The organism is Acinetobacter sp. ANC 4636 (assembly GCF_054454555.1).
In genome coordinates, this window is the sequence record NZ_JBTKVD010000001.1 from 384,121 (window position 1) to 408,478 (window position 24,358).

At 34.9% G+C, this 24,358-nt stretch carries 29 protein-coding genes and 1 pseudogene; 28 read left to right on the forward strand and 2 right to left on the reverse strand.

Annotated features, from left to right (window positions below):
* The first annotated feature begins 34 nt into the window (after window positions 1-34).
* Genes ACX1N5_RS01810 through fliP form a run of 24 tightly spaced genes read left to right on the forward strand, consistent with a single transcriptional unit; the run spans window position 35 to window position 17,661 of the window.
* Window positions 35-298, forward strand: a complete 264-nt coding sequence (locus tag ACX1N5_RS01810) for a flagellar biosynthetic protein FliQ (protein WP_458802222.1) — start codon at window positions 35-37, stop codon at window positions 296-298.
* 6 nt (window positions 299-304) lie between these two features.
* The gene (locus ACX1N5_RS01815) at window positions 305-1,036 is read left to right on the forward strand and encodes a flagellar biosynthetic protein FliR (protein WP_458802220.1); all 732 of its coding nucleotides are present in this window, start codon (window positions 305-307) and stop codon (window positions 1,034-1,036) included.
* 17 nt (window positions 1,037-1,053) lie between these two features.
* Window positions 1,054-2,127 carry an EscU/YscU/HrcU family type III secretion system export apparatus switch protein gene (locus tag ACX1N5_RS01820; protein WP_458802218.1) on the forward strand — a complete coding sequence of 358 codons (1,074 nt, stop codon included), beginning with the start codon at window positions 1,054-1,056 and terminating at the stop codon, window positions 2,125-2,127.
* Window positions 2,128-2,130: 3 nt separating this feature from the next.
* On the forward strand, window positions 2,131-4,200 hold the full coding sequence (locus ACX1N5_RS01825; RefSeq protein WP_458802216.1) for a flagellar biosynthesis protein FlhA: 2,070 nt from the start codon (window positions 2,131-2,133) through the stop codon (window positions 4,198-4,200).
* Window positions 4,197-4,922 carry a flagellar hook-basal body complex protein gene (locus tag ACX1N5_RS01830; protein ID WP_458802214.1) on the forward strand — a complete coding sequence of 242 codons (726 nt, stop codon included), beginning with the start codon at window positions 4,197-4,199 and terminating at the stop codon, window positions 4,920-4,922. The genes ACX1N5_RS01825 and ACX1N5_RS01830 overlap by 4 nt, the downstream gene beginning before the upstream one ends.
* A 1-nt stretch (window position 4,923) precedes the next feature.
* Window positions 4,924-5,679, forward strand: a complete 756-nt coding sequence (locus tag ACX1N5_RS01835; RefSeq protein WP_458802212.1) for a flagellar hook-basal body protein — start codon at window positions 4,924-4,926, stop codon at window positions 5,677-5,679.
* A 1-nt stretch (window position 5,680) separates the two neighbouring features.
* A complete protein-coding gene (locus tag ACX1N5_RS01840; protein WP_458802210.1) occupies window positions 5,681-6,364 on the forward strand; it encodes a flagella basal body P-ring formation protein FlgA in 684 nt (227 codons plus the stop codon).
* A complete protein-coding gene (locus ACX1N5_RS01845) occupies window positions 6,357-6,929 on the forward strand; it encodes a flagellar basal body L-ring protein FlgH (RefSeq protein WP_458802208.1) in 573 nt (190 codons plus the stop codon). Before ACX1N5_RS01840 ends, ACX1N5_RS01845 begins: the two co-directional genes overlap by 8 nt.
* Complete coding sequence (locus ACX1N5_RS01850; RefSeq protein ID WP_458802206.1) at window positions 6,926-8,029, forward strand: flagellar basal body P-ring protein FlgI; 1,104 nt, start codon at window positions 6,926-6,928, stop codon at window positions 8,027-8,029. The genes ACX1N5_RS01845 and ACX1N5_RS01850 overlap by 4 nt, the downstream gene beginning before the upstream one ends.
* A gap of 10 nt (window positions 8,030-8,039) precedes the next feature.
* Entirely contained in the window at window positions 8,040-8,384 is a 345-nt protein-coding gene (locus ACX1N5_RS01855; protein ID WP_458802205.1) for a hypothetical protein, read from the forward strand.
* Complete coding sequence (locus tag ACX1N5_RS01860) at window positions 8,384-8,782, forward strand: flagellar basal body rod protein FlgC (protein WP_458802203.1); 399 nt, start codon at window positions 8,384-8,386, stop codon at window positions 8,780-8,782. The genes ACX1N5_RS01855 and ACX1N5_RS01860 overlap by 1 nt, the downstream gene beginning before the upstream one ends.
* A gap of 4 nt (window positions 8,783-8,786) precedes the next feature.
* Complete coding sequence (gene fliE, locus ACX1N5_RS01865; RefSeq protein ID WP_458802201.1) at window positions 8,787-9,083, forward strand: flagellar hook-basal body complex protein FliE; 297 nt, start codon at window positions 8,787-8,789, stop codon at window positions 9,081-9,083.
* Window positions 9,084-9,108: 25 nt separating this feature from the next.
* Window positions 9,109-10,455, forward strand: a complete 1,347-nt coding sequence (gene fliF / locus ACX1N5_RS01870; RefSeq protein ID WP_458802199.1) for a flagellar basal-body MS-ring/collar protein FliF — start codon at window positions 9,109-9,111, stop codon at window positions 10,453-10,455.
* A complete protein-coding gene (locus tag ACX1N5_RS01875) occupies window positions 10,442-10,876 on the forward strand; it encodes a hypothetical protein (RefSeq protein WP_458802197.1) in 435 nt (144 codons plus the stop codon). The genes fliF and ACX1N5_RS01875 overlap by 14 nt, the downstream gene beginning before the upstream one ends.
* Window positions 10,860-11,570, forward strand: coding sequence for a FliH/SctL family protein (locus tag ACX1N5_RS01880; RefSeq protein WP_458802195.1), 711 nt, complete (start codon window positions 10,860-10,862; stop codon window positions 11,568-11,570). Before ACX1N5_RS01875 ends, ACX1N5_RS01880 begins: the two co-directional genes overlap by 17 nt.
* A complete protein-coding gene (locus tag ACX1N5_RS01885) occupies window positions 11,560-12,903 on the forward strand; it encodes a FliI/YscN family ATPase (RefSeq protein WP_458802193.1) in 1,344 nt (447 codons plus the stop codon). Before ACX1N5_RS01880 ends, ACX1N5_RS01885 begins: the two co-directional genes overlap by 11 nt.
* Window positions 12,904-12,908: 5 nt before the next feature.
* Window positions 12,909-13,310, forward strand: coding sequence for a hypothetical protein (locus tag ACX1N5_RS01890; protein WP_458802191.1), 402 nt, complete (start codon window positions 12,909-12,911; stop codon window positions 13,308-13,310).
* Between the two features lie 10 nt (window positions 13,311-13,320).
* The gene (locus ACX1N5_RS01895) at window positions 13,321-13,968 is read left to right on the forward strand and encodes a hypothetical protein (protein ID WP_458802189.1); all 648 of its coding nucleotides are present in this window, start codon (window positions 13,321-13,323) and stop codon (window positions 13,966-13,968) included.
* Between the two features lie 10 nt (window positions 13,969-13,978).
* Window positions 13,979-14,392, forward strand: a complete 414-nt coding sequence (locus ACX1N5_RS01900; RefSeq protein ID WP_458802187.1) for a flagellar hook capping FlgD N-terminal domain-containing protein — start codon at window positions 13,979-13,981, stop codon at window positions 14,390-14,392.
* A 5-nt stretch (window positions 14,393-14,397) separates the two neighbouring features.
* A complete protein-coding gene (locus ACX1N5_RS01905) occupies window positions 14,398-15,552 on the forward strand; it encodes a flagellar hook-basal body complex protein (protein WP_458802185.1) in 1,155 nt (384 codons plus the stop codon).
* 3 nt (window positions 15,553-15,555) lie between these two features.
* Window positions 15,556-16,305 carry a FliM/FliN family flagellar motor C-terminal domain-containing protein gene (locus ACX1N5_RS01910; RefSeq protein ID WP_458802183.1) on the forward strand — a complete coding sequence of 250 codons (750 nt, stop codon included), beginning with the start codon at window positions 15,556-15,558 and terminating at the stop codon, window positions 16,303-16,305.
* Complete coding sequence (locus tag ACX1N5_RS01915) at window positions 16,302-16,607, forward strand: FliM/FliN family flagellar motor switch protein (protein ID WP_458802181.1); 306 nt, start codon at window positions 16,302-16,304, stop codon at window positions 16,605-16,607. Before ACX1N5_RS01910 ends, ACX1N5_RS01915 begins: the two co-directional genes overlap by 4 nt.
* A 15-nt stretch (window positions 16,608-16,622) precedes the next feature.
* Window positions 16,623-16,940: a hypothetical protein gene (locus ACX1N5_RS01920; protein ID WP_458802179.1), complete on the forward strand. Its 318-nt coding sequence runs from the start codon at window positions 16,623-16,625 to the stop codon at window positions 16,938-16,940.
* Window positions 16,915-17,661 (forward strand): flagellar type III secretion system pore protein FliP, encoded by a 747-nt coding sequence (fliP, locus tag ACX1N5_RS01925; protein ID WP_458802177.1) that lies wholly within the window; start codon window positions 16,915-16,917, stop codon window positions 17,659-17,661. Before ACX1N5_RS01920 ends, fliP begins: the two co-directional genes overlap by 26 nt.
* A gap of 138 nt (window positions 17,662-17,799) precedes the next feature.
* Here fliP and ACX1N5_RS01930 read toward each other — a convergent pair.
* Together ACX1N5_RS01930 and ACX1N5_RS01935 are read right to left on the reverse strand one after the other, a co-directional pair.
* Window positions 17,800-17,901 (reverse strand): annotated as a pseudogene (locus ACX1N5_RS01930) (IS3 family transposase); the annotation flags it as partial.
* A gap of 36 nt (window positions 17,902-17,937) precedes the next feature.
* A complete protein-coding gene (locus tag ACX1N5_RS01935) occupies window positions 17,938-19,332 on the reverse strand; it encodes a tyrosine-type recombinase/integrase (RefSeq protein WP_458802175.1) in 1,395 nt (464 codons plus the stop codon).
* 280 nt (window positions 19,333-19,612) lie between these two features.
* Here ACX1N5_RS01935 and mutS point away from each other — a divergent pair, with 280 nt between their 5' ends.
* The 4 genes from mutS to ACX1N5_RS01955 all read left to right on the forward strand — a co-directional run bounded on the left by mutS (window position 19,613) and on the right by ACX1N5_RS01955 (window position 24,329).
* Window positions 19,613-22,210, forward strand: coding sequence for a DNA mismatch repair protein MutS (gene mutS, locus ACX1N5_RS01940; RefSeq protein ID WP_458802289.1), 2,598 nt, complete (start codon window positions 19,613-19,615; stop codon window positions 22,208-22,210).
* 168 nt (window positions 22,211-22,378) lie between these two features.
* A complete protein-coding gene (gene fdxA, locus ACX1N5_RS01945; RefSeq protein WP_131380639.1) occupies window positions 22,379-22,702 on the forward strand; it encodes a ferredoxin FdxA in 324 nt (107 codons plus the stop codon).
* A gap of 131 nt (window positions 22,703-22,833) precedes the next feature.
* Complete coding sequence (locus tag ACX1N5_RS01950; protein WP_081399812.1) at window positions 22,834-23,571, forward strand: D-Ala-D-Ala carboxypeptidase family metallohydrolase; 738 nt, start codon at window positions 22,834-22,836, stop codon at window positions 23,569-23,571.
* A 92-nt stretch (window positions 23,572-23,663) separates the two neighbouring features.
* Complete coding sequence (locus ACX1N5_RS01955) at window positions 23,664-24,329, forward strand: O-methyltransferase (RefSeq protein ID WP_004752823.1); 666 nt, start codon at window positions 23,664-23,666, stop codon at window positions 24,327-24,329.
* The last annotated feature ends 29 nt before the right edge of the window (window positions 24,330-24,358 follow it).

A 24,358-nucleotide genomic window follows, 5' to 3' on the forward strand; every position in this document is an offset into this window, starting at 1 on the left:
TCCGTTAAACTGTGCACAGTTTGGAGTACATGTAATGAATCAAGACCAACTCTTATATCTATTAAAAGAAACATTATTAACAACAGCACTGGTCGCTGCACCTTTGCTTTTGGTCATTATGATCGTTGGATTGATTGTCAGTATTTTACAAGTTGCGACACAAATCCAAGAAATGACTTTGACATTTATTCCTAAATTGATTGTTTCAATGATTGTTCTATTGGTTTTAGGAAATTGGATGATTAATCATTTACGTACATTTGCGATAGAAATGTTTCTAAAAGCAGCTAATTTTTAAATTATTATGTTTAGTTTTCTAGAATTCACAACCATCCTATTATTATCTTTACGGTTGCTTCCTATTTTTGTGGTGATGCCTTTAAGCATCTTTAATAAGGCTCCAATACTTTTTCGAATCATTATTGTACTTGCAATTTCAATTATATTAGCTGGTTTAGTACCCGTTACAATAAATATTGTAACACCTTCGATGATTATTAGTGAATTTGTGCTGGGTATTGTCATTGCTTTTAGCTTTCATACGGCATTTGCAAGTTTAGATTTAATGGGAAAATTGTTGGATTTACAAATAGGAATTAACACAGCAGGTATATTTGATCCATCCTCTAGCCATTTAAAGGGTGTTGTTTCTGATCTGTTAATTGCAATCGCAAGTGTATTGTTTTTTATACTGAATTTACATTACACTTTGTTGCATGGATTAGTTGCACTTTTCAAAATAGTACCATTAGGTGCATTTGATTTTCATCTCTTAAATATAAAAAAATTAATCAGTATGATGAGTGAACAATTTATTTTTGCTTTTATTGTATTACTTCCCGTCATACTTGGTGTGTGGTTAGTTGATATTGCTTTTGCAGTCATGTCTCGTTCTATGCCACAAGCAAATATTTATTTCTTGGCACTCCCAGTTAAATTTGTTGTGGGGGTGCTTTTGTTGATGTTTACGATGCCAACAATTGTTCAAAATATTCCTAGACTCTTTGAGCAACCTTTAAAGCTGATCTTATTTTAAGTAATTGAGAGATAAAGATGGATGATCAACAAGAAAAATCTGAACAGGCAACACCTTATAAATTAGAACAAGCCAGGAAAAAAGGTAATGTCGTAAAAAGTTTAGACTTATTGTCCTTTGTTGTGATTGCAACTTTTATTGCAGGTTTTGCTATGTTTGCAGGCAATATTGCGTTAGAGGTCTTTAAGCAAACAGCATGGTGGCTCAGTCATGCTGATATCCTTATTCAGAATGATTTAACGAATGTAGAATATTTAGGAGATAAAAGTTTATCTAAGCTTTTTAGTGTTATTTTTCCATTAATTCTTATGCTTATAATTGCCGCGATAGCTGTTAGTCTTATGTATAGTGGTTTTGTTTTTTCATTTATTACATTAAAACCAGATTTTAGTCGATTAAATCCAATTAAGGGATTAAAAAAAATATTTTCTAAACGAATGTTTGTTGAAGTCATTCGAGTCATTATTAAAGGCTTACTATTCTTCAGTATTACATATTTTGCGATTATCTATATTATTCAACAATTGATGAGTCATTTATCAAGAACTCCTCAATCAATCGTTTTGGGCTTTGGTCAGTCTATTATTACTTTGATGTTGAGCTTAGTTGCAGTTATGGCTATTTTTGCACTTTTTGATATGTGGTATGCCAAACGAGAGTTTTCTCGTCAAATGCGTATGAGTCATAAAGAAGTGAAAGATGAATATCGCCATAAAGAAGGAAGTCCAGAGTTAAAATCGAAACGCCGACAAAATCAGCAAGCATTTTTTACTAAAGTTAAAGCAATTGCCCAAGTTAAAAAAGCCGATGTGGTGATTGTTAATCCAACACATTATGCAGTTGCTCTAGTTTATAATCCAGAAAAAATGCAAACCCCTATTGTTTTGGCAACAGGAACAGGTATGCTTGCGCATATGATTAAGAGGGTTGCATATAAGAATCAGATACCGATATTACATCGCCCAGTTGTGGCTCGATATATTTATGCAAACTGTGTGATTAATCAGTCGATACCGATTGAAATGCATAATGATATCGTTGATATTTATCGCTGGATAATTGCATTACCAAACTCAAAGTTGAAGCTGTAACAGATGATTGATAAAAAGAAATTAAAATTTGAATTTTATAATTTGGCTTTAGTGATTGGAGTTATTGGAATTTTATTGGTGTTGTTTACACCAATTCCGACATGGTTGCTTGATTTCCTATTACTGACGAATTTTTCGGTTGCATTATTGATTTTATTATTGGCTTTGGATACTGAAAAACCTTTAAGTTTTTCTACTTTTCCTTCTTTATTATTAATTACCACATTATTTCGTTTAGCACTGAATATTTCATCAACACGTTTGATTCTAGATCATGCTGACGCAGGTAAAGTAATTGCTGCTGTTGGTCACTACATGGTGGCTGGAAACCTAGTTGTAGGATTTGTGATTTTCTTTATCCTTATTGTAGTTCAGTATATTGTTATCACCAATGGTGCTCAACGTGTTGCAGAAGTCGCTGCTCGTTTTACCTTAGACTCATTGCCAGGTAAGCAGATGAGTATTGATGCTGACCTAAATATGGGACTGATTGATTCAGATGAAGCGAAGCGTCGGCGTCATCAGTTAGAGCAGGAATCTAATTTCTATGGGGCGATGGATGGTGCATCTAAATTTGTAAAAGGTGATGCCATTGCTGGTGTTGTGATTATTATTATTAATATTATCGGTGGTTTATCTATCGGTATGTTGCAACGTGGTATGGGGTGGTCAGAGGCTTTACAGCACTATTCGTTATTAACAATAGGCGATGGTATTGTGACTCAAATTCCATCTTTAATCATTTCAGTTGCAGCAGGTATCATTATTACACGAGCCGCAACAGATACGCGTTTAGGTCAAGCATTAGGCAAGCAATTTTTTGCATATCCTCAAACAATTATTATTGTTGGTTTGACTTTAGTCATAATGCTGTTTTTGCCAGGTTTACCAGTTATACCTATTTTTATTTTATTACTTATTCTATCAGCTGCAGTTTGGTATTCGTTAAAATATAAAGAAAATCAGACTACAGAGAAGGAAGATTCAGGCATCGAGGCAAAGGAAACCGTAGATCAGCAGAAATTAAATGATTTAAAACCAGCTGCGTTTGAATTAAAAATTAGTTCAAATTTAGAATCCTATGTTCTAGGGGAATCTACATCACTTTATCAACGATATAATAGTTTACAAAAGCAACTTTCACTAGATTTGGGTATATTTCTACCAAAACTATCGATTAGTGTCGATAAGAAATTACAAGAAAATCATTATCAAATATTGATTTATAGTGCAGTTGTTGCAAGAGGAAATGTTAATTATTTAAAATTTTTAGCAATTAACTCTGGCAATGCTGCTATGAATAGTATTTCTGGTGAGGAGACTAAAGAACCGACTTATGGTTTGCCAGCTCTGTGGATAGATGAAGTACAAAAACAACAGGCGAAAGCACTAGGATTTACAATTGTTGATCCTGAGACAGTGATTGTGACCCACTTATCTGAGAATATTAAACGTTATCTGAGCGATTTTTTAACACGTGCTGAAACTGAAAAGTTAATTCAACTGCATAAAGACAGTATGGGTTCTTTACTGGATGAGCTTATTCCTACGGTATTGACTTATTCTGATATTCAAAGAGTTCTACAATTGTTACTAAAAGAACAGATTAGTATTAAAAATATTGAGAAGATTCTAGAAGTGCTTGTAGATGTGGGACGGGTGAATAAGATTCCAGAAGATTTAGCAGAAAAAGTACGGGAACGCTTGGGATCTATCATCTATGAACGATTTCTCAGTGTTGATGGTATATTACAAGTGATGACAATTGCACCAGAATTAGAAAGCCATATGTTAGCAATGGTACGGGTCAATAATGAAAGTATGTTACCTCCTCAATATATTGATAAATTTCTGAGAAGTATCGTGCAGGAAACAGAGAAGCAACTAGCGAATAATGTCCAGCCAGTTTTACTGTGTTCACCTTCTATTCGGCGTCCTTTGAGAGCAATGATTTCTCGAGCTATTCCACATGTTGAGGTATTATCGATTGCAGAGTTAGGGCAGTTTATTCAGATTTCATCTGCAGGTATTATCTCAATTCCTGATTTTCACCCAGTGGAGCTGAGTGCATGACCGATTCAATTATGCAATTGGCACAAGTAATTCAACAAGAGTTTAATGCCTTAAAGACAATTTCTCAGAATACTGCCAATATAAATACAGTCGGGTATAGAAGTGAAGGTGTATTTAGTACGCTAAGCTCTTCAACAACAGCACAAAAAACATTCTCAGATTTAGCACAAAGACAAACGTCATCTTATTTAAATTCAAGTAATGGTTCATTCACAGAGACCAATAAACCACTTGATTTTGCTTTATCAGGTAAAGGTTGGTTTGTTATTGCAACAAATAAGGGCTTTGCTTTAACGCGTGATGGGCATTTCCACGTAGATAAAAATGGATACCTCTTAACACGGCAAGGTCTATCTGTTCTAGGTCAGGAAGCAAAGCCAATTATAATTTCAGAAAAGAATTTAGACACTTTGAAAGTAGATTCGAAAGGTCTTATTCATGACTCTGAAAATGATCATGTAATAAATCAAATGTTAGTAGTTTATGCTGAAAATGGTGATGTGAAATCAGAAGGAAATGCATTATATTCGGCTTCAAATGTAAAGCAATCCGATCAGAATGAATATCAGGTTTTTCAAGGAAAACTTGAACAGTCTAATACTGTCATGAGTCAAGATATGGTTAAAATAATGGAATTGTCTAGACATATTGAAAGTTTGCAAAGAGCAGTAAACACTTACGATAATTTATTGGATACTGGTATAAACCAATTGGGGAAATAAAATGATTGATGCAATAAATATTGCAAATTCTGGGCTACTTGCTCAACAAAAATGGTTAGATACTATTTCAAATAATATCTCAAATACACAAACAATGGGCTATAAAAAAGAAAATGCTCAGTTTGCCAATCTTGTTGCAAGTAACAATAGCAATAGTCGAGTATCAGAACAAGGGATCGGGGTTTCATTAGAACAAACCTATACCGATTTTAAAAATGGGGATGTTCAAACGACAAACCAACCGTATGACTTTGCAATACAAGGTCAGGGATTTTTTGAAATTGAGCAAGCGGATGGGAGCTTGGCTTATACACGCATTGGTCAATTTCATGTGAACTCTGATGGACAACTGGCTTTAGCTGGTGGGCAGACTTTAACAGCAGATGTTCGAATCCCACCTGATGTTGAAAAGGTAGTTTTAACGGCTGATGGTACATTGACAGGCAAGATTGTTGGTACAGGCGAAGAGCTAGAACTTGGTAAAATTGAATTAGTTCGATTTGAAAATGAGAGCCAACTGAAGAAAACTGGGAATGGTTTATATATCGCGACTCAACGAAGTGGTGAGCCTGAATTTGGTGAGTTGCGTACAGATGGAATGGGTGTCGTGCTACAGGGGCATTTGGAAATGTCGAATGTAGATTTGGTAAGTGAAATTTCTAATCTGATTATGGCTCAAAGAGCTTATCAATTAAATGCACGAGTGCTACAAGCTGGAGACCAAATTATGGAAACTATAAACAATTTAAGACGTTGATATGCATTTAAAGCGATTATTTCTCTTTGCTTTTTTATTCGTGCATAATAATGTAAATGCTTGCACAGGTTTAAATAGTGAGCAACTCATTGAATCTGCAAATCAGTTAGTAATAAAGCATATAGAAAGTGATCAGTCTTCTAAATTGTTTCCTTTATTTGAATCTTCAGGTCATTTGTATTCGCAGTTAGAGCTGAAAACATCTGTTTATCAATCTAGAATTGCATTTGAGGTTATAGATTGTGAGCCATTAACGGGGATTTCTAGAAATAAAGTATTATGGTTCAGACCTGAAATAAAAATGATGGCTTGGGTTTTTAAACGAAATGTGATTCATAATCAACCGCTTAACAAAAATTTTTTTGAATATCAAGAGATTGATATAATTAAGGAAAAGATTAGAAAAAGTCAACTTGCTATAGCTCCATTTAATGAAGATGTATGGCTTATACAATCGGTAAAATTAAATACTCCTGTTTTGAAAAAATATCTGGGTAAAGCACCTTGGGTTTATAGAGACCAACATGTTCATGTTTTGGCAATTTCGGAAGGTATTACGATTGAGACTGAGGGTATTGCACAGCAATTTGGTCAATATTTAGATAAAGTAAATGTACGTTTATTGAGTAATCATCAACTAGTTAGAACGACAGTGATTGAAAAGGGAACTGTTAAAATTGATTAATAAAATTATTTTGATTTTATCTGTTTTATTGACTAGTCATGCTATAGCACAAACAAGTTTAATAAACACAGAAAATTATCAGGCTTTGACGAGTGACAGACGTGCAGTGAATGTTGGTGATATTTTAACTGTTTTAGTAGCTGAATCGACCTCGGCTAAATCATCTGTTGGAACTAATGCGAAAAATAAAACTAATTTATCATTTTCTGCTAGCACTTTAACAGCTAAAGCGGATGTTGGTTTAGGGGTGGAAGGTGGAGCGAGTGGTGAAGGTAATACATCTAGACAAGGACAATTAAAAACTATTGTTTCTGTTCGAGTTAAAGAAAAATTACCAAATGGATATTTAAAAGTCGAAGGGAGTCAAGAAGCAATTATCAATAATGATAAACAGCTCATTCAAATAAGTGGTTTTATAAGACCTGATGATATTAGTTATGACAATACTATTTATTCATATCGTTTAGCAGATGCAAAAATTCAGATTAATGGTCAAGGTATCGCAGATGATGCTCAAAAACTCAGTATTTTTTACAAACTTTTTCATTGGTTAAGGATAATATGAAAAAAGTATTGATTGGATTCGTTACTCTACTTTGTTTTAATCCACATACCTTAGCTGCAGGTAATATGGTTAGATTAAAAGATTTAGTCCGTGTACAAGATGATCGTGAACATGCTTTGGTCGGTTATGGCTTAGTTGTTGGATTAGCGCGTAGTGGTGACTCCGATAGAAATAGCACAACAAGGCAGGCCTTAGTAAATACCTTAAAACATTTTAATGTGAATATTAATGAGCATGATTTAAATGCACGTAATACTGCTGCGGTAATGATCACTGCGAAAATGCCTCCATATAGTGAAACCGGTGACAAATTTGATGTCGAAGTGTCATCAATTGGTGACGCAAGAAGTTTATTAGGCGGAACTTTAATTTTAACGCCGCTATACGGACCTGATAATAAATTATATGCTTTGGCACAAGGCCCTCTTGTTGTTGGTGGATATTCTTTTGAAGTAAATGGAAATGCAGCACAGAAAAATCATGCAACTGTTGGAAGAATTCCTAAAGGTGCATATTTAGAAAAAGCAATTGAAAATACAAGTTCTCAAGATAAATTGATACTGGTTTTAAATCAACCTGATTATACAACAGCAAATCGAATTGCTCAGGTTATTTCAAAACAAGGAGTGAATGTAAAAGTTATGCATGCTGGAAAAATTGAAGTTTCAATTACGCCTTACATGCAGATCCCTAATTTTATCGCAAGTATTGAGCGCTTGGAAGTTGAGCCTGATCAACTCGCAAGAATTGTAATTAATGAAAAAACGGGAACAATTGTTGCTGGGGCAAATGTTAAAATCAGTGAAGTGAATATTTCACAAGGAAACTTAAATATTAAAGTAAATACAGAATATTTAGTTTCTCAACCTATGTTTGTGGGTCGTAATTATAATCAAAATATTTCTACAGCTGTTGTTCCTCAAACCGATTTAAAAGTGGATGAAAATACAGCAAATTTTATCTCTTTACCAAAAGGTGCAACAGTATCTGGATTAGTTCAAGCACTACAAAAAATGCGTTTAAGTACACGAGATATCATTACGATTATTCAAGCAATTAAGGATGCAGGTGCCTTAAATGCTGACTTAGTCATTCAATAGGTAAATTAATATGAACGATATTTCAAGTATTAGCCACATATTGGTCAATGCGATGAATATACAAGATATGCGAATTAAGGTAGCCGCTACAAATGTAGCAAATATAAATTTATCAGGTACATCAGGCCTTTTTTTTAATTATAAGCAATTGATGAAGGATGTATCTTTACATAACCTGACTTATAATCAGATAGATATGAATAAATATCAAAGCAATATTCCTAAGAGTGAAATAAAGCTCGATGAACAAACATTTGAAGCAGTGACTGCTAGTGGTCGTTATCAAGGGCTCGCAGAAATATTAAATAGGAGTTATGGATTAATGCAATTAGCAATACAAGGAAAAGAGTTGTAATGCAACTTTCTAATTTATCTATTCAAGATGTCATAGCCTTTGGCCTAAAGTATGAAAAAGCAAGAGTTGAAGCTGCAAGTTATAATATCGCTATTGCAAATGTGGCATTGCCAAATAAAAATACGGCTGCTGTTCTACAAGTTAAGACTCATCCAACCTTTTTAAATGATGTAAAAAATAGTATATATTTAGATACTGTATCCAACTCTAAGACAAAAAGTGTCTATGAGCCTAGTCACCCATTGGCTGATAGTAATGGAATGGTGTTTTATCCTGCTGTTAATACAGCAACTGAAATGGCTACTTTGGTTTCAGCAAGCAGAGCGTATGATGCGAATATTCGGATTTTTAATAGTATTAAAGATATGACAGCCAAAGCCTATGAAATTGGAAAATGATTAAATGGATACTCTAAGTGCTATCAGTTTTGATACAACTGCACAATTACCTAAACTGGGAAAACCTCTGAATGGTTCAGTAGAATCAAAACAGCTCAGCTTTTTAGATATGCTTAATCGTAATGATGCAATATATAAAAATGCAACTGAAAAGGTTATGCAATATGCAGCAGGTGAGAATATACCTGTCCATGATGTTATGGTTTCTATGGAAAATGCAAAACTGTCATTTCAATTTGCTGTTCAAGTGAGAAATAAGCTAGTTGAGAGTTATCAAGAAATCACACGTATGCAAATCTAAGCAACTAGTTTGAGTAAGAGATAGAATGAATTTTTGGGGTAGAAAGTCTGCTTTTTTTATAAGCGGAACTGTGCTTATTATTCTTGGATTTATTGGAGCATGTTGGTGGTTTTTAAAGCCAACATATGCACCTTTATTACAACAAGAAAATAAAGATATTCAAGCGAATGTAATTAAGATATTAAACTCATCTAATATTCCTTATACAATCAAAAACAATATCATTGAAGTTGAAGAGAATAGATTAGGTGATGCGAAAATTGCCCTAGATAAAGGCGGTTTAAGCAATCCAAAAACAGTTGGTTTTGAATTATTCAATGAGACTGATTATGGAATGTCAGATTTTGCACAAAAGATTAATTTTCAACGTGCATTAGAAGGTGAACTGGCCCGATCTATTATGACGATGGAGGGTATCAAATATGCTCGTGTTCATCTAACTCCTGAAAAAGATACAATCTATGAAATAGATAAAGCAACCGCTAAGGCATCTGTCGTTATTGAAACGCTTAATAATTATCAATTAAATAAAGAAAGCATAGAGGGTATTCAGAACCTAGTAGCCTCAGCTGTAAGTGGTTTAGACGCTAAAAGCGTTGTGCTATTGAATGACCAAGGAGCAATCATTAGTAATAATTTGAATAATCAATCTAATGCATTAAGTCGATCAGAAGATCTTGAAGCTAAAATAGAAAGTAAAGTAAGAAGTATACTTTTTCAGTCTTTTAATATTAGCAAAGTTAGTGTTTCTGCAAATGTTCAAGTTAATTTTGATAAGAAAAAGGTCACAAGTGAGAAACCTATTCTTTCAGATGCTGGAATTCTATTATTAAGTAAAAAAGAATCATCCTCCAATACATCTAGTATAGAAAATGTAAATACATCTCAGAAAGATAGTTCTCGAGATAGCGAATATGCAATTGGTAAAGAAACATCTGAAGTCGAGTATGCTACAGGGAAAATTAGTAAAATTAATGTAGGCGTGATCGTTCCGAATACATTAAGTGCTACACAGCTGCTTAACATTCAACAAGTTTTAGAGGTCGGTCTTGGGATTGATAAAAAACGAGGTGATAATCTTGCACTTGTTAGTAGTATGGTTCAACCTACAAATATCGTATCTGTACCAACACAACCACAAAAAGCTGAAGTGCTAGATCATGATACGCAGGTTTCTACATCTAATATTTTTAGTCCTTTCAATATTATACTTTTCTCAACTTCATTTTTGATATTGCTATTTCTTATTATTAAATTTATTCGTCAAAAATCAAAGCTTGTAAAGAATGAAAAGAATACATTGTCTGATGAAGAAAGAGAGCAACTTTTGGTAAATCTCAAATATTGGTTGGGTAAAAATGGATCCAAATGAATCTGCTTTAAGAAGTTGGGTGCTAAAATTTTATAGTTTATGCACGGTTGACCAAGAAAAAATTAAATCGAAGTTATCTCAGTCTGAACAAGAAAAGCTAGATGAACTATTAGCACAAATTAAGGCATTAGGTATTGAACAAGACTCACCATTACTTGGTGAGCCTACTTTAGATGATCTAGGTCATCAAGATGTATCATCTATACTTCTTGAGAAAATGGCTGAAGTAATACCTCCTTTTTGGTATGTTCTTGTTGGTAATAAACTTTTTTCAGATATTTCTTTAAGCAAAAAACCATCATATTTTAAAGAATATCTTGATTATAAAGAACATCTTAAAGATTTTGTACTAGCACCTAAAATGCAAGCCACTTTAGATGTATATTTCAATGAAAAGGTATCCAATGAGTACAAAAAATAAGGAATCTTCAGTCTTATTAAAGCAAGTACAGAAAGTTGGTAATACCATTACATTAGGTCAAGTACCACCTGACAATCAGGCTTTCAATAAGCAAGGAAACCAGCCATCAAGAAATGACATAGATTTATCTAAGAATTTATCTCAAGTTAAAGAGCGAAAGAATAATTTTAGAGTACAAGAGTTAGCTGAACTCAAAGAAACTTATGAGTTGGAATATAAAAGAGCAATTGAGAGCGAGAAACTAAGATTAAAAAGACTCCATGATCAACAGTTATCACTGTTGGAAAGTCAATTTAAAGCAAAAGTGAATACTTTAAACAGTTGTATTGCTGAGTTTGATCGGAACTTAAAAGATTTGAATGTTTCTATGGAGAAAATTTCTGTAAAAATTATTGATAATATTTTAGAGAAAATGGTGTTTAGCTTATCAGGTCATGAGAAATTTATTGTGGATATAATAAAAAAAGCGGCACATCAACACAATCTAAATGATGGGTTTCTATTAAAGGTTCCTACATGCGATTTTGATATGATTAAAAATGTGATTGAAGATTTAGAATCTTATAAAATAACAATAGAAAAAGATAGTAGTTTAGCAAGTGGGCAGATTATTGTAGAACTCAATAATTCATTCATAGACATTGGTTTCAGCCAACAAATCAACAATGCTAGGCAGTTATTAAATGACAAGTAATGTTGATCGTGTCACAACCAGTATTTTAAAAAAACTTACAGTTGCATCTTTTAGCCAGATTATTGGCAAAATTAAGGGTATTAGTGGTGTAAGTATTGAAGCAACAGGTTTAAATGTAAGTATTGGAGAAATTGTACTTATCATTAGTCGTGATACTTCTGTTGATATGTTTGCCGAAGTCATCTCTGTGAATGAATGTTCTTTCATCTTAATGCCTTTTGGTGATATTCATGGACTTAGCCTAGATTGTAAAATTATATCTTCAGCAAAATCTATTCAAATTCCAGTTAGCTTAGACTTAAGAGGGCGAGTATTTGATTCATTAGGAAATCCAATTGATGAAAAGCCTTTACCAGAGTCGGTAGAGTTTCTTTCTAAAAATTTAATACCCATTAATCCGTTACATCGTATTCCGATTACTCAAAAATTAAATACAGGGATAAAGGCAATAGACCTATTTACTCCAATAGGTATTGGACAACGTATAGGAATTTTTGCTGGTAGTGGTGTAGGTAAAAGTACCTTATTGGGAATGTTGTGCAAATATGCGACTACAGATGTGATTATCATTGCATTAGTAGGCGAACGGGGGCGTGAAGTTACTGATTTTATTTCCGGAGTTTTGGGTGAACAAGGTCTAAAAAGATCCATCGTTTATGTCGCTACAGCAGAACAACCAGCAGTGTTCCGTAGATTTATTGCTTATACAGCAACTGTTGTCGCAGATTGGTATCGGGCAAAAGGCTTTAATGTATTATTAGTGATGGACTCAATTACACGGTTTGCTTATGCACAACGTGAAATTGGTTTAGCTGCATCAGAGCCTACAGGCCTAAGAGGTTACCCAGCTTCAGTATTTTCTCAATTACCACCTTTAATTGAAAGAGGTGGAGCATTGATAGGTCAAGGTTCGATTACATCCATTTATACCATTCTTGTAGAGGGGGATGATTATAATGAGCCGATATCTGATCATATGCGGTCAATCTTGGATGGACATATCATGCTTGATCGTTCACTCGCTGATAAAGGGCACTTTCCTTCAATTAATGTCCTGAAAAGTATTAGTCGACTTTCAAGTGTTTTACATACTAAAGAACAAAAAACTGTGATTGCCCAACTCAAAAAGTACTTGGCTTTGTATGAAGAGTTCTCAGATATGATTCAGTTAGGTGCATATCAATCAGGTCAAAATATATTGCTAGATTGTGTTATAAAAAATAAGCCTAAGATTGATGCGATGCTAATTCAACTTGAAAACGAAGTTTTAGCAACGGATGATATATGGATAATTGCAAAAAATATTGTAGATGAAATTAACGCTGTAGGTTAAATGCTATGGACATGAATTTCTTAGTAAAGAAACAGGCAGTTGTTAAATTTTTTCAATTACAGTACATGATGATGCAAAATGAGGTAAATACATTAAAAATGAAATGTCATGAAACTGATACCTTGATGTATAAAAGTCAACATGAATATTCGGTTCTGTTAGAGAGCGTTTCCAAACTTCAAAGAAATTTGGGGTTTTTTATCGATAACAAAACTTATGATGAGAATTTTATTTTGATTAATAAGAAATATCATGAATATTTAAGTAATAAAAAAGCGAGTCACGAATTAAAAGAAGCATTGCACGATAAGATGAATCTTTTGGTGATACATAAAAGAAAAATTGACCATTTGAATAGTTCTATTCGAGAATTTCAGTTGGTAGAATCTTATAATCGTTTAGATTGAGTATATTGTTTTGGTCAGTACTAAAGTAGATTACACAGCAAAAACTGTTTATGATAGCAAAGATAAATTAGTCAAAAATACAAAAGAGCAGGGCAATGATCTGTTTAACCAAAGTTTTTTAAATATGATTAAAGAAAAAAAGGTAAGCGGAATTGATATTGATAAAGACCTATACCTAAAAGAAACTATACATCCAATTAACTCAAAAATGATAAATTATGGAAAAAGTTATGATTTTAAAAGTACTGCTGTAAACCACTTATCTTACTTAAATGAAATAAATAATTTTCAATTGTCTCATCAAGTAGCTTCTATTGAATACTCTAGGAACTCTATATCTATGCAAAAAAATACTATGAAGAATTTTTCAATAGACAAGAAAACTGTAGATAAATCTATTCAATTAGTCAATTTTTTTAACCAAAAAGGCTTTAAGGTTGAGATGAGCACTAATAATAAAGATTTAATTGATCCAGCGAAGATTTTAGGGGCATCGCCTAATTTTTTTAAGAAAAATATTTTGATTACAAAATCAGAGTTATTTATCCGAAGTTTCTCGGAAGATTGTACTGAATTGCTGGAAAATATTCAAAGACAACTCCCTAATAATATTGATAGAATATGGCTGAATGGAAAAATCATTTGGTCCAAAATTTAACGAGATACATATGGCTATAGAGGCTCTTGGAAATAGTTTAACTGCTGCTACTGGAGAAGTCAGTCGCAGTAATTTAAGTCAAAATGATTTCATCAAACTTTTTATGACTGAATTAACATTTCAGGATCCACTTGAACCGATCAATAATAGAGAATTTCTTGCCCAAATGGCTCAATTCACTAATCTAGAACAAGCCAGACTTACGAATGAAAATATAAGTAATTTAGTATCAATTAATGCAACTTTACAGTCGCTTAGTATTATTGGAAAACAAGTAGAAATTGTAACAGATAGTGGTAACAATATAACAGGTACTGTATCTGCCGTGAATTTTTCACAAGATGGGTCTTTAATCAATATAAAACAGGCTGATGGTAATTTTTTAACTAATATAAAAATGTCTCAAATTAAAACTGTAAGGTAATAAAAATGACTCAAGCACATTTCAATGGTGTAAGTGGCTTAATTGCATTTTCTACCCAGCTTAATAATGTTTCTCAGAATATTAGTAATATGAATACACCTGGTTATAAGGGAAAAGATAGTTTTTTAAAAGATGTAGAAAGTAATAATGGTATGGGTTTGGGAGTCAGCTATGAAGGTACGGGAACAAGAACTAAAAATGGTGACTCTAAACAAACTGGTAATCAAACTGATTTATATATAAATGGTAAAGGTTACTTTATATTAAAGGACTCAAAACAAGAGCTATATTATACACGTGCTGGTCAATTCAAATTTGATGAGAAAGGAAATCTTGTTGATCAGTCTGGTATGTATAGCGTTATGGGGTTTAATGATGGAAAATTAACGGCCATAAATATAAATAATTATCTATCTCTTCCTCCTGCACAAACAACAATTCTTGATATTAATGGAACACTAAGTACAGCAGAGACAACACCTTATAAATTAAATAATGTTAGTGTTTATGATGCCACGGGTTCTTTACGAAACTTATCAATTAGTTTTGAAAAACAATCTACTAATACAACTGTAGGGAGTAAATGGTCTTATACAATAGTTGATGCAAATAATAAAACACTAAATACAGGTGTAATAAATTTTACATTAGCAGGAACTGTACAAGACCAATCTTTGGATATTGAGTTAAACTTTGATGAAGGAAAGCAAAGCTTAAAACTTGATTTGAGTGGTATTAGTACTGTATCTGTTGGAACAAGTAGTATACAAGCAAGTGCTACAGATGGAGGTGCTCGTGCAGGTATCATTGGATATAGTTTCGGGGCAGATGGTATCGTCGAAATAAGCTATAATAATGGACAAAAGAAAAAAACAACTCAGGCTGTTAGTTTAGCTGACTTTTCTGATGAATCAAAACTTATTCAAGATCAAAATGCCTTTTTCCAAAAACCTGAGAACGTCTCTGTTAAGTATAGTAAACCCGATTCAGAATACTTTGGGAAAATCCAAGGTGGGTATATTGAATTAGCAAATATCGATCTAGCTCAAGAGTTTGGTAATATTTTAATTATTCAAAGAGGATATCAAGCGAGTTCACGTGTAATGAATGTCGCTAATGAAATGCTAGAACAGCTTTATAATTCTTCTCGCGGCGGTTAGTAAATGAAATATGATATAGGGTTTTTAAACAAAAATGAAAAGAACCAACTTATAGAAATTATTCATGAATCGACTAAACAGTGGTGTAACGAGTGGCTAAGTTCAGTTGATAGCGCAATTATTGAATTAAGAGAGTATTCAATACACCATCAAGTGTTGATTAAAGATGTAGGTTTTGTTTGCTTTGATCACAATCAAAAAGTAGGCTTTTTAAACAGCAACTATGAGCATTGGATAAAAATTCTGTTCAAAGGCATTGAGCAAAAAATACCTGTTAGTGCTTTAACTTCTTTCCTTATTGAGGGTGCCCAAAAAGATTTCTTAGTTAAAGTTCTAGAAAATGGTGAGTCAAAGGATATTGGACATCATTTAACTGAAACTAATGATATAAGCTTTCTAGGAATTCCAGTTGTCATTGACATTACTTTAGGGAACGAAAAAATTCAGTTATTAGTGGATTCAAATTTGGTTGATACTAGACTGAATGATAGATTAAATATCTCAAATAATTTTATAACTCTTGATTCCGTTTATGAAGAAGTTGTTAATTTATCTATAAAATTTAATTTGGATAAGCTATTAGTTCAAGATTTAATGGACATTCAGGTTGGAGATGTCATTAAATCCAACCATTATCTTACTGAGCCTTTTAATGTTCTCTGTAATGAGAATAAAATAGCATTTTGTTCATTAGGGCAATCAGAAAATCATCGAGCAATATTATTGACATCTAATCATGAGATTAAAAAGTGACTACTAAAATTAATGAAATTAACTTACCAACCTTAACTGAGGTTGCTGAAAAAAACTCTCCTAATTTAATTAAAGATAAACTTTCTGTTGTTGACCAAGTTGAAGTTGAATTAATTATCGAAGTAGGCAGTGCCAAACTCATGATTGGTGAATTATTCAATTTAAAGCAAGGTAGTCTCATTAAGCTAGACCAGCTTGTTGATGAGCCTTTAAAATTATACCTGAAAGATCGACTCCTTGGTTATGGGAAATTAGTTGCTGTTGATGATGTGCTTGGATTTCAAATTACTCAACTTAATTGATAAATAGTATCTAACATGAATTTTAAGCAAGATGAATTAATCTCATCTGGGTATGTATTCTATACTTTAGGAATTACCATAACATTATTAGTAATAGCTTATCTTATATTATTCTTTTTCAAGAAAAATCTAATTGCTAAGTTTTCTCATCAATTAAAGAACGATGAGAAATCACAAGTGATTAAGCTATCACCTAAAGTTACGTTGTATATTATTGATAGAAATGATTATGATCTAGTGATTGTTGAATCTAATCATAATGTTTCTATTACTCATATATCAAGGAATCCTAATAGTACAGTTTTTGATGATGGGCAAAGTATTAATGAGTAATAGGTCATTTAATAAAATATTAATCACTTTGTTTAGTTTCTTGATTAGTTTTGATTGTTTGGGAGCAGTTGAGTCTAAACAAACAAGTATCCTGAATATGATGAATCCAACATCAACATTCATATCCCTAACCATACTAAGTTTAATTCCTTTAATTCTTATAGCAACTACTACATTTGTCAGAAATGTAATTGTATTATCGATTATGCGGCAAGCATTAGGTTTACAACAAACTCCACCAAATATTGTCCTAATTTTGCTATCTTTTTTTTTAGTAATGATTGTTATGGGACCAACATTTGAAGCCATTAATCAAGCTGCATTCCAACCATATCTAGAAAATAAGATAACAATAGAAGCTTTCTTTACTAAAGCTTGGGAGCCGTTAAAAACTTTTATGATCACACAGACGCATCAATCTGATATCAAATTGATCTATGAATTATCGAAAATGCCTTTACCCACAGATAGCGTAAGTATTTCACCAGTTAAGCTAATACCAGCATTTATGCTAAGTGAACTGAAAATTGCATTTCAAATAGGCTTTGTAATTTTATTGCCATTTTTAGTAATTGATATCATAGTCGCTTCGATTTTGATGTCCCTTGGTATGATTATGGTTCCTCCAGTTACTATTTCATTACCAATTAAATTATTATTATTCCTTTTAATTGACGGATGGAGCCTCCTTTTTGAAGTGCTCATTAGAAGTGCTCATTAAAAAATTTAGGGGCTGTCTTAGATAAGGTTTAAATTTGAGTCTAAAGACGCAGAATTTTTAGCTGCTGCTTTGGACTGCCATAATTAAATCTAAACTCATATTCTGGACTGCTCCCAGTATCCTAGACATGAGACAGCCTCATTTTGAAGCTGTCTTAAAGGCTTCTGGACTCATCCCATCAAGATGCGAATGATGCTTAATTCGATTGTAAAACATCTTGATATAATCAAATACTGAACTAAAGCACTTAGCCATTTTATATCTCTAAAGTTAACGTTACGTTATCTTTAGAGGAGCTATGTGTTCATTATTTTGTCTAGGATCAGTACCAAGCCCATCCATATAATCAGCCCATTTTTGTAACCATATTGCACATTCCTTTTCATAGCCATGCAGGTTGTAAGTACCCTCAATACCTTTTTTAGAATGACCAAGTACCGCTTCTGCCACATCGGATGGGCACCCTAATTTAGATAAGCCTGTTCGTACAGTTCTTCTTAAGTCATGTGGATTCCAGTCTTCCATATGTTTTAACCATAATTGTTCAGGTCTAAATTCTACTCTACCAATATGATTGTCATCTCTTAGTAACCATTTTGCTTCAGTAAGTGTTTTTTGAGCGATAGGCTTGCCTGTCCGAAACGATGGGAATAAAAAATCACTTCCGATATCTGGCAGAGATTTAAGATGATCTAGACATTGCTTGGAGAGCTGAACATATCTACCACTTCCATTCTTAGTGTCTTTTAAATACCATGTTGCATGATCTAGATCGAAATCTTTCCATTCTGCTGCACAAATTTCTCCAGTACGACATCCAGTCCAAAGTGTAATCAACAAAATGCTTTTATGATGTTTTGAAAAACCCGACTGCGGTATCCAGTTTAAAACATCAACTAATTCTTTATCGCTGAGAAAACGACTACGCTTATTGGAAGTGAGTTTAAGTCTTGATTGCTTCAAACTTGCTTTAGCTAATAAAGCAGGGTTTGCAAAATTTTCATTAAAATAATCCAGTCCAATACAGTACTCATACGCTAAGGATAGCTCAGACAACACTCGACCTGCTTGAACTTTTGCACCGCGATCAGTAATGCCTTTAATTAAGTTGATGACATCCTTACGAGTAATCTGATCAGCAGGTAAATTCCCTAAAGTTTTTACTGCATCACTATATAATGTTCTGCGAGTTTCAATTTGCCCTTTTGCTGCTCTAACACCTTTTTGAGTTTTAGTTTTTCCAGTTTTTTGATCTGTAATAGTACGATCCTCAATAACTTCTGTTAGATAGCGATCAATCACGTCTTTTACGGTAAATATCGCTTCTTGATGAGGTAAAGCTTTGGATTGTTCTTGCTTGTATAAAGCCTTCTTTTCTTTATGTTCCGTTGCAGGGCAGATTCCAGATGCTCTAAGTAATTTAAGGCGCTGTAACTTAACCCTAGCTTCAGCTAATTGCATTTGAGGATAGTGGCCCAGTGTGATTTTTTTGAGTGCATTATTGATTGGGCTGCGATATCGATAAATGAAACTTTTGAGTCCAGTTTTACCACAGGTAACACGTAGACCAGAATTTTCTCCAATGTCACTTTTATCTGCATCACCGACTTTCATTTTTTCTATGGCTTTGGCAGATAGAGCAACTTTATCTTTCACAGTATCTTGATTCATATTGGCGTAGCCCTTTTCATTAATACACTTTTATTTGATAGAATTACCTTTTGTGAAAGCATTGAAGATTCTCCCACACACTCATGAATCTATTTTAATGCAAATTAAGGTACACTAAAAGGTATACTTATTTGTTGGATTTAGTCAGTTTGAATAGGGTTACATCGGAAACAATAGGATTTTTAATACATGATAATCTTGAATTTAAATATTGTTTTTAAAGGAATTTATTGTGGTAAATAGTGATTTTATCGAGGTTAATCTTTCCACACATACCCCAATGATGCAGCAATACCTAAAAGTAAAAATGGCGCATCCACATGCTTTGGTATTTTACCGCATGGGGGATTTCTACGAATTATTTTTTAACGATGCCCGCAAAGCCGCAAAATTACTCGGGATCACCTTAACGCATCGTGGCAAAACCAATGGTGAACCAATTCCAATGGCGGGTGTACCATACCATGCCGCGGAAGGTTATTTGGCGCGTTTGGTTAAAGCAGGCGAAACGGTTGCTATCTGTGAACAGGTCGGTGAGGTGACAGGTAAGGGGCCTGTGGAGCGTAAAGTTGTACGGATTTTAACGCCAGGGACGCTGACCGATGATGCTTTACTTGGAAGTTATCAATCTTCGAACTTGGTGGCACTTTGTATCCAGCAAAACCAGATCGGGATTGCCTTATTGGATTTAAGTGCCAGTATTTTTAAAGTCCAGCAACAAACTTACACGGCTGAGCAATTACCGATTGATTTGGCACGCCTGATGCCAAGTGAAATTGTGATTGATGAAGATCTGGTTGATCAAAACATTTTAGAAGTCATTAAAAAACAACTGGACTGCCCGATTACCAAACGTCCAAATGTCGATTTCAATTTAAATAATGCCCAAAAAACCTTATGTGACCAGTTTGCAGTGGCAACTTTGTCGGGGTTTGGGATTGACCATTTACCCTTAGCGAAAGCTGCTGCTGCCGCATTGATTCACTACGCCAAAGAAACTCAAAAAACCGCGCTGCCGCATATCCGTTCCATTCAACTGGAACAATCGAGTGATTTTATTGCACTTGACCCTGTGACGCGCCGTAACCTTGAAATTATTGAGCCATTATTTGAACATGGCACTTCGTTATTTCAACTGATTAACCATTGTCAAACCGCAATGGGCGGACGTTTGCTCAGCCGTACTTTGATGCAACCAATTCGTGATACCGTCTTGCTTGATCAGCGTTTAGATGCGATTGAGCAATTGTTACAAGGCTACCATGAAACGCCTGTACGTTTAGTGCTGAAAGAAATTGGCGATATTGAACGGGTGTTGAGCCGTGTGGCACTTGGTAGCGCCCGCCCGCGTGATCTGGTGCAGTTACGTCATGCCTGTGCGCAAATTCCATTGTTACGTCATGCATTGCAACCTGTGATTCAGTCGCAAAAATCAGTACTTTTAAATGAATTAGATCAACAGCTTGGCGACTTTAAAGCATTACATCAAGAGCTGATGGCAGCAATTGTTGAACATCCACCTGTATTACTACGTGATGGCAATGTAATTGCAAAAGGCTACGATACTGAACTCGATGAACTTCGCCAAATTCGTGATCATGCTGGGCAGTTTTTGATTGATTTGGAAATTAAAGAGCGTGAACGTACAGGCATTAACACTTTAAAAATTGGCTATAACCGCGTCAGTGGCTATTACATTGAACTGACGCGCGCTCAAGCCGAACAAGCACCTGCTGATTATATTCGCCGTCAGACCTTAAAAAATGCCGAGCGTTATATCACGCCAGAGCTCAAAGGCTTTGAAGATAAAGTGCTGTCGAGTGAATCACGGGCGTTGGCACGGGAGAAAATGCTCTTTGAAGCCTTACTTGAAACCTTGCGCCAAAACATTGCCAATTTACAGATGATGAGTGCGGCAATTGCTCAAGTGGATGTCCTGAGTAATTTTGCTGAGCAAGCACGTTTGTACACATGGGCACGTCCAAGCTTTAGCCCTGAAATTGGCATCAAGATTACGGCAGGTCGTCACCCAGTGGTGGAAGCACTCAATAAAGCACCATATACGCCAAACGATACTTTCTTAGACGTGCAGCACCGTATGGCGATTGTGACTGGCCCGAATATGGGCGGTAAATCGACTTTTATGCGCCAAACTGCGCTGATTAGCTTACTGGCATATTGCGGTAGTTTTGTGCCTGCACAGGCAGCACAGCTTGGACCGATTGACCGTATATTTACCCGTATTGGCTCAGCCGATGACCTGTCTACAGGCAAATCGACCTTTATGGTAGAAATGACCGAAACCTCACAAATTCTACATCATGCGACACATCAGTCCTTGGTGCTCATGGATGAAGTCGGGCGCGGAACCAGTACGTATGATGGGTTGTCATTGGCGTGGGCATGTGTACTTGACTTGACCAAGCGGGTGAAATGTCTATGTTTGTTTGCTACGCATTATTTTGAACTGACGGAACTGGCACAAGAAGCGGGCATTGACAACTATCATGTCACGGCAAAAGAGCTGAATGGTCAGCTCATCTTGCTGCATAAAGTGCAACAAGGTCCAGCCAGTCAAAGTCATGGTTTGCAAGTGGCAAAACTGGCGGGGATTCCTGCGAGTGTCATTAAGGATGCTCAAAAACGTCTCAAAATTTTGGAAAAGCAGCAGCAACAACATTTACAGACTTCGGTACAAAATGATTTGTTTATGCAGCTCGAGCCTGAGATTGAAATTGTTGAAAAAACGGTTGAAATTGAGGTGGCTTCGCCCGCTTTGGATTACTTACAACAGCTTGATGTCGATAACCTGACGCCACGTCAGGCACTTGAACAACTGTATGAACTAAAAGCATTAGCCAAAAAACCTGTTGAATAATCCGATTTGTTTAAGATAAAACTGGTTGTGAATGAGAATCAATCAGTTTTAATTTAAATTAACAGCCTTTTATATAATTAATATCAATAAAAGGAATTGTTTGTTCAGGGGTTTTTTGCCTACAATAGCGCAATTGATCGAAACCATATTTTTTAGGTAGCTGTCGCCATGACCTTTGTTGTCACTGAAAACTGTATTAAATGTAAATATCAAGACTGCGTTGAAGTATGCCCAGTAGACTGCTTCTATGAAGGTCCAAATTTCCTTGTCATTAACCCTGATGAATGTATCGACTGCGCACTATGTGAACCAGAATGCCCAGCCAATGCAATTTTCTCAGAAGATGAGTTGCCAGAAGGTCAAGACGTATTTATTGAATTGAATGCTGAACTTTCACAGAAATGGCCGAACATCACCCAAATTGGTGAACAGCCAGCAGACCGTGAAGAGTGGAACGGTAAAGCAGATAAATTACAATATTTAGAAAAATAATTGTAAAAGATCAGCAAATGCTGATCTTTTTTTATACAAAAAAATCACATTTAGTTTAAAAAAATTCAATTTTGCTACTCTGAATTGGATTACAATAATTGTTATATTGTACTCCCTCTCTTTTATCTCCAATGATTAAATCTGTATCAAAGCATCTGTTCACCACAGGTGTGGTTTCGTTATTTTTGGTGAGCTGTACCACTACAACGCAACAAACAGGCTACAATTATTCACAAACGGGTAAACGCATTCATATTCCCGAGGAACAGGTCTCCAATGAACGACTCGTTCCACCGAAAGTTGTGCCTGATTCTTATAATTTGTGGCTAGCGCAAGGCAATAATCGCCAACATGCTTATGAATATGAAAAATTTTTAGATCAGCAACATGTGGGCAATATTATTCCAGCGTTTGAATTATTGCGTAGTGCGCGTGATTGGCAAAAATGTAGTAGTTCCGAATACGCCGTACCAAATCGCGAATTATGGGAAAATCAGGTTGCCACATTGCGTGTGTTTAAATACTTGGTTGCAACCAAAGTGTTGACTGACTTTGAAGTGACATCGGTCTATCGTGACATGCCAACCAACCATTGTGCAGGTGGAGCCAACTCTTCACGTCATTTATTTAATTCAGCAATTGATTTTCGCATCGGTGAGAAGTATCCACAACCGAGGGATCTGGCATTTATTGAAAATACCAAGTTCAAGTTGTGTCAGTTCTGGACACAGTATGGGCAAAACCTGAATATGGGCTTGGGACTGTATGCATCAGGGCAAATTCATATTGATACACAAGGCTATCGAACTTGGGGACCTAACTTGAGTCGTAGCTCTTCTATGTGTAGTGGCTACTTAGCTCGTGCTTAAAAGAGATCATTTTGATCTCTTTTTTTTCTGAGAAATTGAACTCATAGCATAAATGTATACAATGACCTGATCGTAAATAAGGTGTGCCAATCATGCAAGAAATGTGGACAGCGTTAGATGAATACATCGAGTCACATTTAATTTCTGAAGATCCAAAACTGCAACAAATTATTCAAAATACAACTGAACATGGTCTTTCCAACCATTTAGCGGTGGCGCCAAATCAAGGCATGCTGTTGCAAATGCTGATTCAGATGAATCACTGTAAACGCGTTTTAGAATTAGGTACTTTTGCTGCATATAGTACAGCATGGTTGGCGCGAGCATTGCCTGAAGATGGTTATTTGCTCACGATTGAAGGGCGCGATACCCATGCTGCCATGGCTCAGCATAATATTGATCAAGCCAATTATCCTGTAAAAGTTGAACTTAAAGTCGGGCGTGCTGCGGATGTGTTACGTGCTTTGCCTGCTGAAACTCAGCCATTTGATTTTATTTTTATTGATGCCGACAAACAAAGCTACCCAGAGTATTTAGAACTAAGTTTACAATTTTCACGTTCTGGTACCGTCATTGTGCTCGATAATGTGATTCGTGCAGGTGATATTATTAATCCAGACAATCATAAACCGAGTATTGAAGGAATTCGTGAAACGTTTAGCGCATTAAAAGACCATCCACGCTTGTTGTCATGCACTGCCTTACAAACTGTCGGCAGTAAAGGGCATGATGGTTTTGCGATTGCAATTGTCAAATAACAGCGAATGTAACAAAAAATCACCAATTG

What these genes read in the sequence shown, in the direction of transcription:
- ACX1N5_RS01955 (WP_004752823.1), top strand. Translation starts at nt 23,664, where the DNA reads ATGCAAGAAATGTGGACAGCGTTAGATGAATACATCGAGTCACATTTA.
- fliF (WP_458802199.1), top strand. Translation starts at nt 9,109, where the DNA reads ATGAATTTTTGGGGTAGAAAGTCTGCTTTTTTTATAAGCGGAACTGTG.
- ACX1N5_RS01855 (WP_458802205.1), top strand. Translation starts at nt 8,040, where the DNA reads ATGAACGATATTTCAAGTATTAGCCACATATTGGTCAATGCGATGAAT.
- ACX1N5_RS01935 (WP_458802175.1), bottom strand. Translation starts at nt 19,332, where the DNA reads ATGAATCAAGATACTGTGAAAGATAAAGTTGCTCTATCTGCCAAAGCC.
- ACX1N5_RS01890 (WP_458802191.1), top strand. Translation starts at nt 12,909, where the DNA reads ATGGACATGAATTTCTTAGTAAAGAAACAGGCAGTTGTTAAATTTTTT.
- ACX1N5_RS01830 (WP_458802214.1), top strand. Translation starts at nt 4,197, where the DNA reads ATGACCGATTCAATTATGCAATTGGCACAAGTAATTCAACAAGAGTTT.
- ACX1N5_RS01815 (WP_458802220.1), top strand. Translation starts at nt 305, where the DNA reads ATGTTTAGTTTTCTAGAATTCACAACCATCCTATTATTATCTTTACGG.
- ACX1N5_RS01910 (WP_458802183.1), top strand. Translation starts at nt 15,556, where the DNA reads ATGAAATATGATATAGGGTTTTTAAACAAAAATGAAAAGAACCAACTT.
- ACX1N5_RS01820 (WP_458802218.1), top strand. Translation starts at nt 1,054, where the DNA reads ATGGATGATCAACAAGAAAAATCTGAACAGGCAACACCTTATAAATTA.
- mutS (WP_458802289.1), top strand. Translation starts at nt 19,613, where the DNA reads ATGATGCAGCAATACCTAAAAGTAAAAATGGCGCATCCACATGCTTTG.
- fliP (WP_458802177.1), top strand. Translation starts at nt 16,915, where the DNA reads ATGATGGGCAAAGTATTAATGAGTAATAGGTCATTTAATAAAATATTA.
- ACX1N5_RS01825 (WP_458802216.1), top strand. Translation starts at nt 2,131, where the DNA reads ATGATTGATAAAAAGAAATTAAAATTTGAATTTTATAATTTGGCTTTA.
- fdxA (WP_131380639.1), top strand. Translation starts at nt 22,379, where the DNA reads ATGACCTTTGTTGTCACTGAAAACTGTATTAAATGTAAATATCAAGAC.
- ACX1N5_RS01880 (WP_458802195.1), top strand. Translation starts at nt 10,860, where the DNA reads ATGAGTACAAAAAATAAGGAATCTTCAGTCTTATTAAAGCAAGTACAG.
- ACX1N5_RS01860 (WP_458802203.1), top strand. Translation starts at nt 8,384, where the DNA reads ATGCAACTTTCTAATTTATCTATTCAAGATGTCATAGCCTTTGGCCTA.
- ACX1N5_RS01850 (WP_458802206.1), top strand. Translation starts at nt 6,926, where the DNA reads ATGAAAAAAGTATTGATTGGATTCGTTACTCTACTTTGTTTTAATCCA.
- ACX1N5_RS01920 (WP_458802179.1), top strand. Translation starts at nt 16,623, where the DNA reads ATGAATTTTAAGCAAGATGAATTAATCTCATCTGGGTATGTATTCTAT.
- ACX1N5_RS01840 (WP_458802210.1), top strand. Translation starts at nt 5,681, where the DNA reads ATGCATTTAAAGCGATTATTTCTCTTTGCTTTTTTATTCGTGCATAAT.
- fliE (WP_458802201.1), top strand. Translation starts at nt 8,787, where the DNA reads ATGGATACTCTAAGTGCTATCAGTTTTGATACAACTGCACAATTACCT.
- ACX1N5_RS01835 (WP_458802212.1), top strand. Translation starts at nt 4,924, where the DNA reads ATGATTGATGCAATAAATATTGCAAATTCTGGGCTACTTGCTCAACAA.
- ACX1N5_RS01885 (WP_458802193.1), top strand. Translation starts at nt 11,560, where the DNA reads ATGACAAGTAATGTTGATCGTGTCACAACCAGTATTTTAAAAAAACTT.
- ACX1N5_RS01950 (WP_081399812.1), top strand. Translation starts at nt 22,834, where the DNA reads ATGATTAAATCTGTATCAAAGCATCTGTTCACCACAGGTGTGGTTTCG.
- ACX1N5_RS01900 (WP_458802187.1), top strand. Translation starts at nt 13,979, where the DNA reads ATGGCTATAGAGGCTCTTGGAAATAGTTTAACTGCTGCTACTGGAGAA.
- ACX1N5_RS01875 (WP_458802197.1), top strand. Translation starts at nt 10,442, where the DNA reads ATGGATCCAAATGAATCTGCTTTAAGAAGTTGGGTGCTAAAATTTTAT.
- ACX1N5_RS01810 (WP_458802222.1), top strand. Translation starts at nt 35, where the DNA reads ATGAATCAAGACCAACTCTTATATCTATTAAAAGAAACATTATTAACA.
- ACX1N5_RS01905 (WP_458802185.1), top strand. Translation starts at nt 14,398, where the DNA reads ATGACTCAAGCACATTTCAATGGTGTAAGTGGCTTAATTGCATTTTCT.